Annotated in this window: 15 protein-coding genes; 6 read left to right on the forward strand and 9 right to left on the reverse strand. The window is 66.2% G+C overall.

Translation table 11 applies throughout. The features are described 5' to 3' along the window. Nucleotides 1–3: 3 nt before the first annotated feature. Nucleotides 4–834, reverse strand: a complete 831-nt coding sequence (locus tag ACOGI7_RS16485) for an SDR family NAD(P)-dependent oxidoreductase (RefSeq protein ID WP_419849828.1) — start codon at nucleotides 832–834, stop codon at nucleotides 4–6. 91 nt (nucleotides 835–925) lie between these two features. On the opposite strand from ACOGI7_RS16485, the gene ACOGI7_RS16490 reads away from it, so the two are divergent. Then, nucleotides 926–1,738, forward strand: a complete 813-nt coding sequence (locus ACOGI7_RS16490) for an SDR family NAD(P)-dependent oxidoreductase (protein WP_419849829.1) — start codon at nucleotides 926–928, stop codon at nucleotides 1,736–1,738. 16 nt (nucleotides 1,739–1,754) lie between these two features. On the opposite strand, the gene rsgA is transcribed toward ACOGI7_RS16490, so the two are convergent. Then, the gene (gene rsgA / locus ACOGI7_RS16495) at nucleotides 1,755–2,726 is read right to left on the reverse strand and encodes a ribosome small subunit-dependent GTPase A (RefSeq protein ID WP_419849830.1); all 972 of its coding nucleotides are present in this window, start codon (nucleotides 2,724–2,726) and stop codon (nucleotides 1,755–1,757) included. A 137-nt stretch (nucleotides 2,727–2,863) separates the two neighbouring features. Here rsgA and ACOGI7_RS16500 point away from each other — a divergent pair, with 137 nt between their 5' ends. Then, nucleotides 2,864–4,639, forward strand: a complete 1,776-nt coding sequence (locus ACOGI7_RS16500) for a molybdopterin-dependent oxidoreductase (RefSeq protein WP_419849831.1) — start codon at nucleotides 2,864–2,866, stop codon at nucleotides 4,637–4,639. A gap of 25 nt (nucleotides 4,640–4,664) precedes the next feature. On the opposite strand, the gene ACOGI7_RS16505 is transcribed toward ACOGI7_RS16500, so the two are convergent. From ACOGI7_RS16505 to ACOGI7_RS16520, 4 genes are all read right to left on the reverse strand, one after another. Further along, nucleotides 4,665–4,850, reverse strand: a complete 186-nt coding sequence (locus tag ACOGI7_RS16505) for a type II toxin-antitoxin system HicA family toxin (RefSeq protein ID WP_419849832.1) — start codon at nucleotides 4,848–4,850, stop codon at nucleotides 4,665–4,667. A 15-nt stretch (nucleotides 4,851–4,865) separates the two neighbouring features. Beyond that, a complete protein-coding gene (locus tag ACOGI7_RS16510) occupies nucleotides 4,866–5,126 on the reverse strand; it encodes a type II toxin-antitoxin system HicB family antitoxin (RefSeq protein WP_419849833.1) in 261 nt (86 codons plus the stop codon). 152 nt (nucleotides 5,127–5,278) lie between these two features. After that, the gene (locus ACOGI7_RS16515; protein ID WP_419849834.1) at nucleotides 5,279–7,555 is read right to left on the reverse strand and encodes a GmrSD restriction endonuclease domain-containing protein; all 2,277 of its coding nucleotides are present in this window, start codon (nucleotides 7,553–7,555) and stop codon (nucleotides 5,279–5,281) included. Nucleotides 7,556–7,673: 118 nt separating this feature from the next. Beyond that, nucleotides 7,674–9,356, reverse strand: coding sequence for a class I adenylate-forming enzyme family protein (locus ACOGI7_RS16520; RefSeq protein WP_419849835.1), 1,683 nt, complete (start codon nucleotides 9,354–9,356; stop codon nucleotides 7,674–7,676). A 27-nt stretch (nucleotides 9,357–9,383) separates the two neighbouring features. Between ACOGI7_RS16520 and ACOGI7_RS16525 the strand changes: the two genes are divergently transcribed. Genes ACOGI7_RS16525 through ACOGI7_RS16535 form a run of 3 tightly spaced genes read left to right on the forward strand, consistent with a single transcriptional unit; the run spans nucleotide 9,384 to nucleotide 12,504 of the window. Then, entirely contained in the window at nucleotides 9,384–10,574 is a 1,191-nt protein-coding gene (locus tag ACOGI7_RS16525; RefSeq protein ID WP_419849836.1) for an acyl-CoA dehydrogenase family protein, read from the forward strand. Nucleotides 10,575–10,601: 27 nt separating this feature from the next. Continuing rightward, nucleotides 10,602–11,759, forward strand: coding sequence for an acetyl-CoA C-acetyltransferase (locus tag ACOGI7_RS16530; protein WP_419849837.1), 1,158 nt, complete (start codon nucleotides 10,602–10,604; stop codon nucleotides 11,757–11,759). Between the two features lie 7 nt (nucleotides 11,760–11,766). After that, entirely contained in the window at nucleotides 11,767–12,504 is a 738-nt protein-coding gene (locus tag ACOGI7_RS16535) for an SDR family NAD(P)-dependent oxidoreductase (RefSeq protein WP_419849838.1), read from the forward strand. Nucleotides 12,505–12,508: 4 nt separating this feature from the next. Here ACOGI7_RS16535 and ACOGI7_RS16540 read toward each other — a convergent pair whose 3' ends face one another. Genes ACOGI7_RS16540 through ACOGI7_RS16550 form a run of 3 tightly spaced genes read right to left on the reverse strand, consistent with a single transcriptional unit; the run spans nucleotide 12,509 to nucleotide 15,442 of the window. Further along, entirely contained in the window at nucleotides 12,509–13,558 is a 1,050-nt protein-coding gene (locus tag ACOGI7_RS16540; RefSeq protein WP_419849839.1) for an enoyl-CoA hydratase/isomerase family protein, read from the reverse strand. Between the two features lie 33 nt (nucleotides 13,559–13,591). Further along, nucleotides 13,592–15,091: a class I adenylate-forming enzyme family protein gene (locus ACOGI7_RS16545; RefSeq protein ID WP_419849840.1), complete on the reverse strand. Its 1,500-nt coding sequence runs from the start codon at nucleotides 15,089–15,091 to the stop codon at nucleotides 13,592–13,594. 45 nt (nucleotides 15,092–15,136) lie between these two features. After that, complete coding sequence (locus ACOGI7_RS16550) at nucleotides 15,137–15,442, reverse strand: hypothetical protein (protein ID WP_419849841.1); 306 nt, start codon at nucleotides 15,440–15,442, stop codon at nucleotides 15,137–15,139. 125 nt (nucleotides 15,443–15,567) lie between these two features. Between ACOGI7_RS16550 and ACOGI7_RS16555 the strand changes: the two genes are divergently transcribed. Beyond that, a complete protein-coding gene (locus ACOGI7_RS16555; protein WP_419849842.1) occupies nucleotides 15,568–16,695 on the forward strand; it encodes a CoA transferase in 1,128 nt (375 codons plus the stop codon). Nucleotides 16,696–16,704 lie beyond the last annotated feature (9 nt).

The raw sequence follows: 16,704 nt of genomic DNA on the forward strand, positions 1-16,704 counted from the left end.
GAGTTAGGGGGAGTCGGGGAGGTTGGTGAAGCCTCGGCCGTCGGCGCGGCGGTACCAGCCTTGGGCGGTCATCGTGCCGCCGTCCACCGGGATGGTCTGGCCGGTCATGAAGCGGGACTGGTCAGAGGCCAAGAACAGGGCCACCTCGGCGAAGTCGTCGGGGTTGCCGAAGCGGCACAGGGGGATATTCCGGGTGACCTGCTCGAGGGGGCGCTCCCGCAGCATCTGGTCCAGCGGGGTTTGCAGAGTGACGGCCATGTCGGGAGCGATGGCGTTGACCCTGATGTTCTGGTCGGCCATCTCCAGGGCGATGGATCGGGTGAACGCGATGATGGCGGCGTTGGACGCCGAGTACACCGCGATTCGGGGCATGGCCCGCATCGCCTCCACCGTGGACACGTTCACGATGGTGCCGCCGCCTCCCTCCACCATGGTGGGCAGAAAGGCATGGGTGCAGCGCAGCACATGGCGGAAGGTGATGTTGATCTGGGCGTCCCAGTCGGCCTCGGTGGTCCGGATGAACTTGCCCGCCCCCGGCCGATAGTCGCCCACGTTGTTCACCAGCACGTCTACTCGGCCGTCGCCGAACTCCACCGCGGCCCGGTGGAAGTCGGCTACCATCGCGGCGTCGGTGATGTCGCCCACCACGGCGATGGCCCGCCCCCCGGCATTGGTGATGTCGTCCACCGCGGCGTTGGCCCGGTCGGCGTCGATATCGTTGACCACCACCGCGGCACCGGCCTCGGCGAACAGCCGGGATATTCCGCCCCCGATTCCCCCGCCTCCCCCGGTGACGGCCGCGATCTTGTTGGCTAATGGCGTTGCGCTCGGCATCCGGGTTTTCTAGCGCATCCCGTGTAGTGCTGCTCACATCGTGGAGTCGTTCGCGTTGGGCCGCCGCCGGAGTCGTTGCCAAGATGTCGGCATGAGCAATCGCTTGAGCGGACGGGTGGCCATCGTCACCGGAGGGGCCAACGGATTGGGAGAGGCCATCGCCGGCAAGTTCGCCGCCGAAGGCGCAGTGGTGGTGATCGCCGACGTGGACGAGCCGGCCATGGAACAGGTGGGCGGCGAACTGGGAGTAGAGACCTCCCACTGCGATGTGTCCGATCGGGCGTCGGTGCAGGCGCTGGTGGACGGGGTGGTGGAGCGCCACGGGCGGCTCGACATCATGGTGGCCAATGCGGGCATCGCCAACTCCCCCAAGTATTTGGACATAGACGACGAGTTCTGGGGCCGGATGATCGACGTGAACCTGACCGGGGTGTTCTTGTGCAACCAGATCGCGGCCCGCCACATGGTGGCACGAGGCAATGGCGGCGTGTTGTTGAACACCGCGTCCATTCTCGGGGCGGAGGGCAATCCCCAGACCCCGGCGTACGCCGCCTCGAAGGCTGGGGTGATCTCGCTGACCCGCAGTGGGGCCATGGCGCTCGGAGAGTTCGGCATCCGGGTGAATGCGGTGGGGCCGGGATACATGAAGACCCGAATGACCGAAGGGTTGCGGGCGGTGCCCGAGTTGGAGAAGTCGCTGGCTGAGATGGTGCCGCTGAACCGATTCGGCGAGGCCGGCGACATCGCCGATGCCGCGGTGTTCTTGGCCAGCGACGAGGCCTCCTACATCACCGGCCACACCCTGTTCGTGGACGGCGGCTGGCTCACCCACCACCTTCCTGCCCGCACCGAGGAGCAGGAGGAGATCCGCGTCCGCGCCCAGGCTGAGGCCGAAGCCCGCTGACGCGGCTCGGAAGGGGCTATTTGCGGCGGCGTCGGGCCCGGTCGAGATCCTGGTCGGCCAGTTCTTCGGCCAACTCCAAATAGCGCCGCAACCGGCCCGGATCGACGTTGCCGGCCACCGCGCAGCCGGGCTCTCCTTGGTGCCAGCAGTCCTCGGCGAACCGGCAATCCTGGTCGAGAGCGTCGATCTCGGCGTAGGCCGCGGCCAACCCCTCCCACGCATCCCATGGCCCCACAGCCCGGATGCCCGGCGTGTCCACTATTGCCCCGCCGCTGGGCAGTGAGATAAGCCGCCTGGCGATGGTGGTATGGCGGCCCCGGGCATCGCCTGCCCGCACTTCCTGGGTGGCCTGGACCTCGTCCCCGACCAACGCGTTGATGAGCGTGGACTTGCCCACTCCCGACGGCCCCAGCAGCGCCAGGGTCCGGCCCCCTTCCAGCAGGGCGGTCAGGTCGTCGAGGCCCTCGCCCCGCAACGCGGCAGTGATCACCACCGTGGCCCCCGGGGCCAGAACAGCGGCCTTGTCGGCATCCCGCTCGGGATGGCGGCGAAGATCGGCTTTGGCCAAGATCACCGCAACCGCGGCGCCCGATTGCCAGCCGACCACGCAAAAGCGCTCCAATTGGGCCGGGTTGATGCGCCGGTCGAGGCCGTGTACCACCCCCACCACATCGGCGTTGGCCACCAGCGTCTGGGCACGGGCGTGCTCAGCCGGGTCTCTCCTCACCACCAGCGTGCGCCGCTCCAGTACCTGCTCCACCGCGAGGTTGCCGTCGGGGCCGGGGCCGATGGTGACCCAGTCCCCAGTCACCGGGGCCACATCTGCTTGGGCTCGCTGAGAATCGGACGAGACCCTGATCTGGCCTTCGTCGGTAACCACCTCGCACTCGCCCCGGTCAACCTGCACCACCCGGCCCAGTTGTCCCGCCTGGCTCCGGGCCAACTCCCGCCACCGCTGGTCGGCGCCCAAGGCCTCCAACGGCGTCATTGGGTGCTGATTAGCGTGAGTGCCATATTCCGGCTCCATGTGGTGGGTCTATTGGCCCAAACGGTGGAAAATCACAATAGCCTTAGTGCCACACAGCCGGATAAAGAACAACCGGCCTAGCTGATCGGAATACAGCAATGAGCGAATCCGAAGCAACCGCACCAGCCGGACGGCGGGCGGCAATCTCACCGTTTCAAGCGATCTCCGCGGGCATCGTGGCCGCCGGGGCTGCGCTGGGCTTGAGCGAGATTCTGTCGGGGCTGAGCCGCAAGATCCCGTCGCTGGTGGTGTCGGTGGCCGAGGAGATCGTGGACATCACCCCCGGGTTCATTGCCCGCTGGTCCATCGACACCCTGGGCAGCGCGCAGAAGCCGGCGTTGGTTTGGGGCATCGTCATCGTGTCGATTCTGCTCGGCGCGGTGTTGGGTTGGCCGTCTCGGAAGCGCTGGTGGGTGATGCCCGCCGGACTCGTGGCGTTTGCCGTGGTTGGCGGGTGGGCCGCGGCCCGCAACCCGCTGTCCAGCGACGGTTTGGGGTGGATGTCGGGCCTGGTGTCGGGTGCCTTCGGGATCGCGGTGTTTCTGAGTCTGTATGCGCTTGCACTGGCTGCAATTCCATCGGGCGAATCCCAAGAACCTGCCAGAGAGCGGCGAGTGCCTATGGTGGGCCGGGGCCGCTTCAACGACCGGCGCCGCTTCGTCGGAGCGGTTGGCATCATGGCTGGGGCTTCGCTGGCCGGCGGCCTGCTCGGGCGATGGCTGCGGCGGCGCGACACTGTGGAAGGAGCTCGTGAGGGGGTTGCCGAGGCTCTCCAAGGACGCACAATTGCCACACCGACTGCCCGACCCACTCCGGTTCCCACTCAGCAGGCGAGGGCAGAGCCCGTGCAATCAGATGCCACCCCAGGGGCGACGCCGGAGGCCACGGCCGAGGCCGGAGCCGATCCGACGGCTGATCCCACCGCTGAGCCCACCCCCTCAGTCACAGCCGAACCGGTAGGGGAGCCCAACTTCGACTACATCGCCGGGATCGCTCCGCTCATCACTCCCAACGAAGACTTCTATCTGATCGACACCGCCCTCTCGTACCCTCAGGTGGACCCGGCGGACTGGTCGCTGCGGATTCACGGCATGGTGGACCGAGAGGTGGAGATCAGCTTCGACGAACTGCTCGACCTGGGTCTGGTTCGAGAGCAAGTGACCTTGTCATGTGTCTCCAACAGCGTGGGCGGACGCCTGGTGGGCAACGCCGAGTGGGTGGGAGTGCCGCTGGCCACCGTGTTGGACGAGGCCGGGGTGCAGCCGGGGGCCACGCAGATTGTGGGTCGCTCGGTAGATCGGTGGACCGCGGGCTTTCCCACCGAGGTGGCGCTCGACGGCAGGGTCGCCATGGTGGCCGTGCAGATGAACGGCGAGCCGCTGCCCATCTCCCACGGTTTTCCCGCCCGCCTGGTGGTGGCCGGGCTCTACGGCTACGTGTCGGCCACCAAGTGGCTGTCGGACATCGAGCTCACCACCTGGGAGGGCTTCAACGGCTACTGGATTCCCCGCGGTTGGTCCAAGGAGGGGCCGATCAAGACCCAGTCCCGCATCGATGTGCCCCGCGTGGGCTCTGTCATCGACCCTGGACCCACGGCGATTGCCGGAGTGGCCTGGGCGCCGAGTCGGGCCATCGAAACGGTGGAAGTTCAGGTGGACGAAGAGCCGTGGGTGGAGGCTGAGCTCAGCCGTGAGACCACCATCAACTCCTGGCGGCAGTGGATGGTGACGTGGAACGCCACCCCCGGCCGGCACCAAGTGCGGGTGCGGGCCACCGACGGCACCAACACCACGCAGACCTCCGAGATCACCGACCCCGCCCCCGACGGCGCCACCGGCTGGCACACCATCCAAGTAAGGGCGGAGGAGGCCTGATCCTCCTCCGTGCCTCACTTACCCGTCAGTCTTCGGGCTTGCTGAGTTCCTTGATGATGTGTCTGGCCAGTCGTTCGTTGATTTCTCGGTGGCGAGGTACAGGCTGATAAGCACCAGTTGCTGGATTGCGGTACCAGTCGTGTTTTGAGCCGTGCCGAACCAGGACGGCACCTGCCGCTCGGATCCGCTTGACTAGATCAACCCGCTTCATGCCCGGGTGTGGCAATCATGCCAGCGTGAGATCAGTGACTCGGCGTACCCCCGGCAGTTCGCCGCTCGTCAGGTCGGTGTAGAGGTCGCGCAGATGCTGCTTGAGATCGTCCAACGTCTCTCCCTGCGTCCAATAGTCGGGGAACTCTTCCAGGTATCCGAGCCAACATTCGTCCTCTTGCCAGTAGACCATCTTCGTAGTCGTCACGTCTGCCTCTTCCTTCTGCTCGTTGGCTCGCACTTCCACACGGGCCCCCATCCCCTCGGTGTCGCCCACCAGTTCACCGTAGCTAAGGCTAACGGTACCTCCCAATAGGTTGTTCCCAATCGGGAGGCCATCCCCCTACGCTTCTGGAGCAAGAAGGGTCTGTTAGCTACGACCTCCAAGCCATCAAAACGGCTACTCATGTTGATGGTCGCTGTTGGGGGCTAGCCCCAGTGGTCGGCTTGGTACTCGATCATGTCGTCGCCATGGAGTTGCTTTGTGGCGTTGCCGATGCGGACCCAGAACTCAGATGGGGGGCCTCCTCCCTCTGTTGCCTTGGTGAAAACAGGCTTTGCTGAGGCAGCAGCGGTGACGACGCAGACATTGCTATTCGCGTATGGCTCAAATTGGATTCGCACCGTTGCGGCGGTTGGGGCAGACAGGGTGTTGTCCAGGAGTTGACGCAAGAACAGTTCATAGCCATCTGAGTTGCCTTTGCTCCCCAGTGTCCGCATGTCGTCGCCAAGTCCGATCACATTCGCGTCGTCATCGACCCCGATCAAGAGCTTGCCTCCTTCGGCATTGAGGAAGCCGCACACAGTCTTGGCAATGACATGCTCCATCCTTTTGTCTGGCTGGCCGGTGTGCAGGTTGAAGCGAGCGGTGGACTTGAACTCCACGGTCTGCGATTCTCCAGCCGCGATCAGGTCGACCACGGTGGAGGAGGAGTGGTCGTCGCTCTGGCCATCCCACAGGCGTTCAAAGCCATTCCGAGTCGCTCTGGCCATCAACACCCGGCGCTTCTCCAGAAAGTCTGAGTAGTCCAATTGCTCCCAGCCGACAGGGAGCGCGTGCCAATGGATCTGCCTTTGCCGCTGATCTGGGTTCAGACGGCTGGACATTGTCGGCCAGTACTCCATGGGGTCATCAGCCCCGATGTCAGAGTTGTCCGGCCAGTCCAAGAAGGCCATGTTTGCGATGGCATTGACCTGTCGAGTCTCGGTGACTCCCTTGGCATTCAAATGGGCTCTAGGAAACAGGTGATGACGCTCGACTGATCGAGGTGCACTCTCTCCAGGTTTCAGCATGTCCCTCATCTTGAGGTTGCTGAACAGAAGCTCGGCATCGAGCACGTTCAGGGCGGCCCAGTAGGCACAGAGAGCAGGGGACTTGGCTGATGAACTGTCGAGCCTGGCCGGAAGCGATACCTCCCAGTAGTCGTTTGTGAAGTTGGCCTTGATTTGCCGGTCGAGCTCGGCACAGAAAGCTTCAGGATTGTTCGGTTCCAGGGAGTTGATGCGGCCAAGGTCGGCCTCCAAGGCGGTTTCGCTTGATCCCGTATAGCGACCGGTGGTGTGGGCCATGAAGAACCATCGCGCCATCACGGTCTGAAGAGTCGAGACGCTCAGACCAAAGTCTCGACGGCCGATCAGCCAAATGACATAGCAGTAGATCAAGGCAGTATCAGATGTGATCATCCGTCGCCCTCGGAAGCCAGCAAGGGTCAGGCATTTGAGGTACTCGTGCCAGTTGGTGAGGTCCAGCACTTCGTCTTGGGCCAAGCGCAGCCGTTCGAACTGCTCATCTCGGCGAGCAGATGACACCTCTCCGGTGTTGAGGTCCTTGCCTCGTAGAAGGCTGTAAACGTGTTGTAGGCGAGCCCGGCGGAAGGCGAGGCCAACACCCGCCCGTAGGAGTTGGTCGGGGCTCGGATCAATGAACGTGTTTTTCGGCGAGGGGCCCTGTACTGAAGGGTCAACGGCGTCGCGGCTGAATCGCTCAAGCTCTCTCCGGCCTTTCTCCCAGTGAACCGACATCAATGTGAGAATGAAGTCTGCTTGGTTGAGCTGCACCCCTTCTGAGTTGATGCGCACGAAGATTTCCGCAACCTGTTCCTCGTCCGCATTCGCATTCAGTTGGATGACTTGGAAGCGAAAATCCCTGAGGTCGCGAACTCGGTCTATTCGGCCTTCTAGATCTTCTTCCTCATCCTCGGGCATTTCCTCACCTCGATTCTCGGCCAGCCTGGCCAAGAAGGCGCGCACAGTTGCCCGATAGCGGTCCTTCCATAGTTCGGTTATGTCGGGAATGAATTCGGGATCTCTTCGAATAGCCGCATCGGCGACTTCAAACGTCTCATCGGATGGCCGGAAGGCGATCTGGATCTGGCGATTCTCGAAGGACTTGGTGAGCACCCTTTGCCCGGTGAGCACCGCAAACAGGGAGGTCAGGCGTTGCTGCCCGTCAACGATGAGTTGCTTGGCAACCCTGTCGTGCTCGCCTCCCCCAACTTGTCGGGTGCTGGTGTCGGCACCGGTTTCCCAGAAGAGCAGTGTCCCAATCGGGTATCCCCGATACATGGAGTCGAAGAGGTCGCGCACCTTGGCTGATGACCAAACAAACGGCCGCTGGATATCAGGTAGAGCAATCTCGCCGTGCCTGATCTCTTCGATCAGGTGGGTCAACGAGTAATTGGTGTCTCGGTACAGCGTCGGCGGCATGGGCCGAGAGTCTATGGGGGTGGCTCTGGTCAAGCGCCCCAGAAGTGGAGCGGGTGGGGGGCGGGTGAACTAGTGGCGGGTGCCACCAAGGAGGGGTGAGGAGAGTCCTTCCCTCTGGTTACTCCTCCACGAAGGTGTTGGCAGCCTCGCCTGACAAGACGGGCTTGAGCACCTTGCCGGAGGCATTGCGGGGAAGGGGGTCGGTGCGGATCTCAACGTGGGCCGGCACCTTGTAGTAGGCCAGCTTCTCTCCGACGAACTGCTGGATATCGGCGGCGTCGAGCGATGTGTCGGGGTGGGGTACGACCACGGCCTTCACCTCTTGGCCCAGTGTCCGGTGGTCCACCCCGATGACCGCGGCCTCGTGGATGCCGGGGTGCTCCTCCAACCGGTTCTCGATCTCGATGGGGTAGATGTTCTCACCGCCCCGGATGATCATGTCCCGCACTCGGGAGGCGATGGTCAGCATGTCGCCCCGCATGTGGCCGAAATCGCCGGTGCGCAGCCAATGCCCGGGAAAGAAGGCAGCCTCGGTGGCTTGGGGCTGGTTCCAGTAGCCGGGCATCACGTTCGGGCCCCGAACGCACACCTCGCCGACGGTGCCGTCGGGCACCTGTCGACCCTCGCTGTCTCGGATCTCCACTTGCACGGTGGGAAGCGGCGTCCCCGCGCAGGTCGGATCATCGAGCAGCATCTGAGAGGTGGCGATGGTGGCCAAGGCGCCGGTCTCGGTGCTGCCGTAGCCCACCTGCATCTGGGGCGCGGCATCGGGCAGCCGCTCCCGAATGGCCCGCTGAAGCTCAGGCGACCACACCGATCCGCCTCCGCCGCACGCCCGCACCGAGGAGTGGTCGTAGTCGTTCAGCGCGGGGTGCTCCAACAGCCGCCATACCTGGGTGGTGACCCCGCCCCATCGGCTGATCCGCTCCCACTCGGTGAGCTGGAACACCTTTTCGGGGTCGAATCGACCGGTGGTCCATACCGACTTCATGCCGTTGGCCACCATGGCCACCGCGGCCGAGTGCAGCCCCGACACATGGAAGAGAGGACTGCTCACCAGCGAGCACGGCTCGGGGGCATCGGGGTCGGCAGGGCGATCGGCCAGGCTGGCCAGCATGGCCGAGCGGGCGCCGGAGAAGGCGGTGATGCCCAAGAAGGCGATGATGTTGCGGTGGGTGTTGACCGCCCCTTTGGGCCGTCCGGTGGTGCCCGAGGTGAACAGCACCACCGCGGGATCGTCCTCGTCGATGGGAACGTCGGGCAGGGGAGCGGTCATGTCGAAGCCCGACAGCCGGTCCTCGAAATCCTCCTCTACAACCACCGTGGCTATCCCGGGATCGGCCCCCTGGAGGCGGGCCAAGCGCTTCTGGTCGGCGATGAGCAGCTTGGGCTCGGTCAGCTCCAGCCCGTGGACGATCTCGTCACCGGTCCACCAGCCGTTCATGCCCACTGCGATGGCCCCCAGCGAGATGGCCGCCCACATCCCGATAACCCACTCCGGGCTGTTGGCCCCCAGCAGGGCCACCCGGTCGCCGGGGCCGATGTCGTAGCGCTCGGCCATCGCCGCGGCGGCCGACGCCACTAGCCGCTCGTGCTGCACGAAGGTGTAGCGCCGGCCATCGTCCCAGATGAACAGCTCCCGGTCGCCGTGCTCGACCGATCGGGCCAGCAGCTCCCGGAGCGATCTGGCCCGGTTGGCGAACACCTCGTAGACCTCGCCGTTGACGGTGGCGGTGGTGGTCTCAAAGGGGCTTCCGGGGGCGCGCAGGAGTTCCTCGGCCTCTTGAAGGGTCATTCCCATAGACCCTGACGCTAGAGTCCCGCAAAGATGGATTTCGACCTCAACCCCGCCGAGAGGGATTTCCGCGACGAGGTGCGGACCTGGCTGGAGGAGCACCTGGTGGGGGAGTTCGCCGGTTTGCGAGGCCGGGGCGGCATGGGCCAGGAGGACATTCCCGCCGAGCAGCAGATCGCCTGGGAGCAGGAGATGGCCAGCGGCGGCTGGCTGGGCATCGACTTTCCGGCCCACCTGGGCGGCCGGGAGTGCAGCTTGTCGGAGCAGGTGCTGTTCCACCAGACCTATGTGGAGGCTCGGGCGCCGGGGCGGCTGCCCAACATGGGGGTCACGCTGTTGGGGCCGACTCTGGTGGCCTACGGCACGCCCGAGCAGCAGGAGCGATTCGTGCCCCCGATTCTGTCGGGCGAGGAGTTCTGGTGCCAGGGCTATTCCGAGCCCAATGCCGGGTCGGATCTGGCCAATGTGGGCACCAAAGCAGTGCTCGACGGCGATCGATGGGTGGTCAACGGCCAGAAGATCTGGACCTCGCTGGCCCAGTATTCCGACTGGTGCTTCGTGGTATGCCGCACCGACCCGGACTCTGCCCGCCACGCCGGCCTCTCCTACCTGCTGGTGCCCATGGACCAGCCGGGGATAGAGATCCGCCCCATCGTGCAGATCACCGGCGGAACCGAGTTCAACGAAGTCTTCTTCGACGACGCGGTGACCGATGCCGATCTGGTGGTGGGCCAGCCCGGCCGGGGCTGGGAGGTGGCCATGGGCACGCTGGCCTTCGAGCGGGGGGCGTCCACGCTGGGCCAACAGACCTACTTCCGCCAAGAGCTGGACGCGCTGTTGGCCGAGGCCAGGGCCAACGGCACCGCCGATGACCTGGTGGTTCGCCAGGAGCTGGCCCAGGCCTACGCCACGTTAGAGATCATGCGGTACAACAACTTGCGGATGCTCACCGTGGTGGACGCTGGCGGAGTGCCGGGGCCGGAGATGTCGATCGGCAAGCTGTTGTGGTCCAACTGGCACCGTTCGCTGGGCGAGTTGATGGTGGGGGTGCGGGGGGCGGATGCCATGGCGGTGGCGGCCGCCGACGGCGAGGAATACTCGCTGGACTCCTGGCAGCGCACGTTCCTGTACAGCCGAGCCCACACCATTTACGCCGGGTCGAACGAGATTCAGCGAAACATCATCGGCGAGCGAGTTTTGGGCCTTCCCCGAGAGCCGCGATGATTTCAAGTATCGGAAAGAGGAGCAGCCATGGCTGAGGCATACATCATCGACGCGGTCCGCACCCCGGTAGGACGACGGGGCGGCAGCCTCTCGGAGATCCACCCGGCGGATCTGGGGTCCCATCCCATCCTCGGGCTTCTCGATCGCACTGGTGTCGACCCGGCCGCGGTTGACGACGTGATGTACGGCTGCGTGGACGCCCTCGGCCCCCAAGCCGGTGACATCGCCCGCACCGCCTGGCTGGCCGCCGGACTGCCCGAGCACGTGCCCGGCACCACCATCGACCGCCAATGCGGATCGGCCCAGCAGGCCGTCCACTTCGCGGCCCAGGCAGTGATGGCTGGCGTGAACGACATGGTGGTGGCCGGCGGCGTGCAGAACATGAGCATGATCCCCATCGGCGCGGCCATGACCGTGGCCGAGCACGTGGGGGTGACCGATCCCGACCCCTTCACCGGCTCCGACGGCTGGGTGGACCGCTACGGCACCCAGGAGGTTTCGCAGTTCCGAGGGGCGGAGATGATCGCCGAGCACTGGGACATCAGCCGGGAGCAGATGGAGGAGTTCGCCCTGGCCAGCCACGAGCGGGCCGCCACCGCCACCGATGAGGGCCGGTTCGACAACGAGATCCTGCCCCTGGCCGGTTTGGAGTTCGACGAGGGCATCCGGCGGGGCACCACCATGGAGAAGATGGCCGGCCTGTCCACGCTGATCGAGGGCGGGCGGCTGACCGCGGCGGTGTCCAGCCAGATCTCCGACGCCGGCTGTGCCATGTTGATCTGCGGGGATCAGGCGGTGGCCGATCACGGGTTGAAGCCTCGGGCCCGCTTCCACCACCTCTCGGTGCGGGGCGCCGACCCCATCTACATGCTCACCGGCCCCATTCCGGCCACTGAGTACGCCTTGGCCCGTACCGGCATGACCATCGACGACATCGACCTGTTCGAGTGCAACGAGGCCTTTGCCTCGGTGGTGCTGGCCTGGATGGGCGAGCACGACGTGCCCCACGAGAAGGTCAACGTGAACGGCGGGGCCATCGCATTGGGCCACCCGTTGGGGGCCACCGGGGCCCGGCTCATGACCACCCTGCTGAACGAGCTGGAGCGCACTGGCGGCCGCTACGGGCTGCAAACCATGTGCGAGGGCGGCGGGCAGGCCAACGTAACCATCATCGAGCGGCTGTAGCCAGGGCATGACCGAGTTCGCCGACAAGGTGGTGATCGTCACCGGCGCGGCTCGAGGGATCGGCCGGAGCACCGCGGCGTTGTTTGCTGACGCGGGAGCGGTGGTAGTGGGTGCCGACCGCGATGTGGAGGCACTGGAAGCGGTGGAGGGCCTATCGCTACGACTGGGCGGCGACGTGGGCGACACCCACGATGCGCATGCGATCATCGACGACACCCTGGAGTCCTACGGCCGAATCGATGTGCTGGTGAACAATGCCGGGGTCTGGGTGCTCAAGCCCACCTCTGAGATCACCCCCGAGGAGTGGGACGACCAACTTTCCACCAACCTGCGGTCGTTCTTCCTGCTGATCCGCCGGGCCTATCCCGCACTGGCCGAGGCCGGGGGCAACGTGGTGAACGTGGCCTCCATTGCCGCCCTGCGGTTCACCACCCCCCATGTGGCCTACGCCTCGGCCAAGGCCGGGGTGATCGCCATGACCAGAGACCTGGCCGCCGAGTATGCCCCCAACGTGAGAGTCAACGCGGTGGCCCCCGGCCCCATCGACACCATGCACCTCACCGCCTCGATGACCCCCGAGGAAAAGGACGACTTCGGCCGCCGCTACCCGCTGGGCCGCATGGGCGAGCCCGAAGACGTGGCCCACGCCATCGTCTTTCTGGCCTCCCCCAAAGCCGCCTACATCACCGGTACCACCCTCCCCGTCACCGGCGGCACCGAACTCGGAGTCCCCAGCCTGTTCTAGCCAGCTAGCCCTCGATGCGGTCGATGAGGCCCCAGGCCAGGGCGGTGGCGGTGTCGATTTCGGTGTTGGTGAGGGCGAAGTAGCAGAGACGCTGGCGGCCGATGCGGCGGGCGATGCTGACGGTGCCGCCCGCGCCGGGCACCAGGCCCATGGCCACCTCGGGCAAGCGAAAGGTGGTGTCGGGGTGGGCGGATACATCGTGGGCGTAGGCGGGAAGCTCCACGCCCGCTCCCACGCAGGTGCCGTGGACCTTGAATCGGGTCTTGGCGGCCAATCGGTCGATCCAGAAGGCGGCGCTGCGCACTGAGCGGACTCGATGAGCGGTGCCGGGGTCGGGGGTGGTGCCGAACTCGGCCAAGTCGCCCCCGGAGCAGAACGTGGGCCCGGCACCGTCGAGCACGATGCCGTCCAAGCTCGGGTCGGCCCACGCGGCCCGGAGCTGCTCGACCAGTCTGTCGCGCATCTCGGCGCTGAAGGCGTTGTGGCGCTCGGGGCGGTTGAAGGTGAGCCGCAGGGTGGACCCGGTGCGCTCGGCCAGCACTGCGGGCTCAGGGTTGACCGGCACCAGCCGGGTGGGTTGGGCGGCCAGCCATTCCTGAAACTGGGGGCCGGATTGAAGGGTGGAGTAGGCCAGCGACTCCGCCACCAGCCCGTCGGCGGTGGAACGGTCTTCGCTTAACCGCAGGAGCTGGACCAAGGCCACCGCTGCGGCCGGCGACGCCATGGCTGCCGCCGAGATCTGGTCCAGCTCGTCGGGCGGCGCGGCCAGGGGGGCCGGAACTTCGTCTGGAGCCAGCACGATGTCGAAGGGTTCGCACAGCTCGGCCAGCTTGGCGGCGTCTTCGATGCCGTCGGGCACGGCCACGGCCACTACCGCGGGCGTGCTCCTGACCAATTCGGCCAGTTCGCCAGTCGGCCTCTGGGTCAGGTCGGCGGCACTGAGCTGGACGAGGATCACCGGGCAGTCGGCCAGCCCCAAGTCCTCCCCGGCATAGGGGTGGGACAGAAGCGCGTGGGCCTCAGCCAGGCCCGTGGTCTGTATTGGCGAAGCCATTGCGAGGTAACCGCAGACTATCGCAGGCGGGAATCAGCGGCTTTCTGCGAGCTCATCGCGCAGGATCCGGCGCAGGAGTTTGCCGGTCTCGTTATAGGGCAGCTCGTCGCGCAGCTCGATGCGGTCGGGGGTGCGAGATGACCGCATCTGAGACTTCACGAACTCTTGGAGCTCAGCGATGTCCAAAGTCTGTCCCTTGGCCGGCACTACCACCGCAGCCACCGCCTCTCCCCACTGCTCGTCGGGCACGCCGACGGCGGCGGCGTCGGCCACCGACGGGTGGCTCAACAGCACGTCTTCGATCTCGCCGGGGGAGATGTTCTCGCCGCCCCGCACGATGATGTCGTCGATGCGCCCCTCCACGTACAGGTAGCCGTCGGCGTCCAGCGAGCCTCCGTCGTTGGTGGGGAACCAGCCGTCGGGGGTTACCCGGGAGTTCCGGCCCAGGTACTCGCCGGAGACCTGCTCGCCCCGCACCCAGATCTCGCCGGAGGTGCCGGTGGAAACCGGTTTGCCCTCCTCGTCGCGGATGTCCACCTCGATGGCGGGCAGCGGCCGGCCGGCCGAGCCCAGCCGGGCCCGCACCGTCGGATCGTCCGAGCGATGGGCCTCGCGGTGTTCCTCGGGGCCGAGCACCGCCACGGTGGAGCTGGTCTCGGTCAGTCCGTAGGCGTTCACGAAGTTGGCCTCGGGCAGCACGTCGAGGGCCCGGGCGATGACCGGGGCGGGCATCTTGCCGCCGCCATAAGAGAGGGCCCGCAGAGAGGGGAGCCCGCCTCCGACGTCCTCCAGGTGGTCCACGATGCGGGCCAGCATGGTGGGCACCACCATGGCGTGGGTGACCCCCTCGGTCCGCACCAGGTTCACCCAGTCGGCGGGGTCGAAGTTGGGCAGCTGCACGATGCGGCGCCCGGCGTACACCGAGCTCAAGATCGCGGCCATGCCGGCCACGTGGTAGGGGGGCACCGACACCAGGGTGGCCTCGTCTTCGGCCGCGCCCATGAACTCCACCGAGCCGATGATGTACGACACCAGGTGCCGGTGACGCAGCACCGCCGCCTTCGGAGCGCCGGTGGTGCCGCTGGTGTAGAGGAGGATGGCGATTTCCTCGGGGTCCACGTTCCAATCGCTGTCGGGCGCGGCTCCCTCGGCCCACTGGGCCAAGAAGTCAGGCCGGACAACCGCCTTCACGCCGTCGAGGTCGCCGATGGCGGCGAGGGCGTCGTCGTTGCACACCGTGACCGACGGAGCCACCTCGGCGGCCAGATGGCGCAGCTCGGGCACCGTGAGGCGGTAGTTGAGGGGGACGAACGGCACCCCGGCCCAGGCCGAGCCGAACAGGGCGATCGGCAGGGCCTCGCTGCTCACGTCCACCATGCTGACCCGGTCGATTCCCGCCTCGCGAAAGCGCATGGCGGTGGCCCCGGCCCGCTGGAAAAGCTGCTCGTAGGTAAGGCCCCGCCCCTGGGATCCCACCGCGGTGCGGTCGCCGAACCCGCTGGACGCCATCTCCAGCAGCATCATCAGATTCATGGGTCCATCCCGGCTGACGATCCTCCTAGCGGCGCTATTGCCTGGCTAGTCGGAGGCGGGGAGGGGCTTGGCCTCTTTCAGGCTGAGGGCAGTGCCTCCCAGCGCCAAAGAGCCGTCTCCCGGTTTGGTGCACAAAACCTCGAGGGACTCGTCTTCGTTCACATAGCGCTTGCCCAGCGCCGTGCCATCGGCAGCATCGGCGGCAACCTCGCCATTGCGCTCAGCGTCGGCCGGATCGGCCATCGGCGCGCCGCCACAAGTGATGTCCATGTCGCCGCTCGGTGCTTTGACCACGATGAGTTCGGTATCGCATACCGAACTCTTGAGGCGGCTACCCGGTTTCAGGTCCATCCCTACCTCCTGAAAGATGTCCTTCAATCTTTTCCCGTCAGACTCAACAGGTACAAACTGCGTTGGTGATGGAGTCAACCTTGAGCGGCCGCCATCCGGCTCTTGTTTGGGCCGAGTCTGGTCTGATGGGTTTGAGCGGACCCGAGGACGGGCCTCCGGCGCTGGCCTCTGGGCGCTGGGTGGAGCGGCTCGACGGCGTGGTGAGCGACATCTCCAGGTTGCGCGGCCAGCCGCTGAGGAGCGATGCCGCCGGTTTTCTGGGAGAGCGGGCGGCACTCGTGGGCCGCGGTCGAAGAGGCTCTGTGTCAGTGGGGGGCGCATGCCGCATGGTGGCGGCGGCCGACGGCGTGTTGGCCGTATCGCTGGCCCGCACCAGCGACACCGAAGCGGTTCCCGCCTGGCTGGAGATCGGCGATCTGGGCGGGAGCGATGTGTGGGCCGTAGTGGCCGCAGGGGTGCAGGACAAGCCGGTGGCCGAACTGCTAGAGCGGGCCGAGTGGCTGGGTTTGGCGGTGGGGGAGGTGGCCAGGCCGTCACCGCCGGAGGAGTCGTGCCGGTTCACCGATGCCGGATCGGCGGAATCAGACCGCAACCTGGTGCTGGACGTGAGTTCGCTGTGGGCTGGGCCGCTGTGCGCGTCGCTGCTGGGCAGCCTCGGATTCGAGGTGGTCAAAGTAGAGGCACCAGGCCGCCCCGACGGCGCCCGGTACGGTTCGCCGGCGTTCTACGAGCGGTTGAACCGGGGTAAGCAGGACACGGTCATCGACTTGGGGTCCGAGGACGGACGCCGCCGGTTCCAGGATCTGTGCCGAGGGTCGGCCGTGGTGGTCGACGGTTTGCGACCCCGAGTGTGGGCCAACTGGGGTATCGACCCCCTAGAGGTGGCCGAAAGCACCGGGCTGGTGTGGCTGTCGATCTCCGGCCACGGCGACAACCGAGCCGGATTCGGCGACGATGCCGCGGTGAGCGGGGGCCTTTGGCTGCCAGACCCGGCTGGCGGACTGCCGTGGTTCGTGGGTGACGCTGCCGCTGATCCGGTGGCTGGTCTGATCGCCTGTCGGGCCGCGGCTGAGACCCTCGCCGCAGGTCGGGCGGGTTTAGTGGAAGTGGCTATGAGCCACGCGGTGAGCTGGGTCCGATCAGGGGATGACCTGAGCGTGGGCGATGCCGAACTGATCCGCCAAGGTGACGGTTGGGTCGTTCGGGCTGGTGGTGACAAACAGGAAGTGTTGGCCCCCCGAGGAGGGGATTGAACTACCGGT

The organism is Candidatus Poriferisocius sp. (genome assembly GCF_965204145.1).
Taxonomy (GTDB): Bacteria; Actinomycetota; Acidimicrobiia; order Acidimicrobiales; family Bin134; genus Poriferisocius.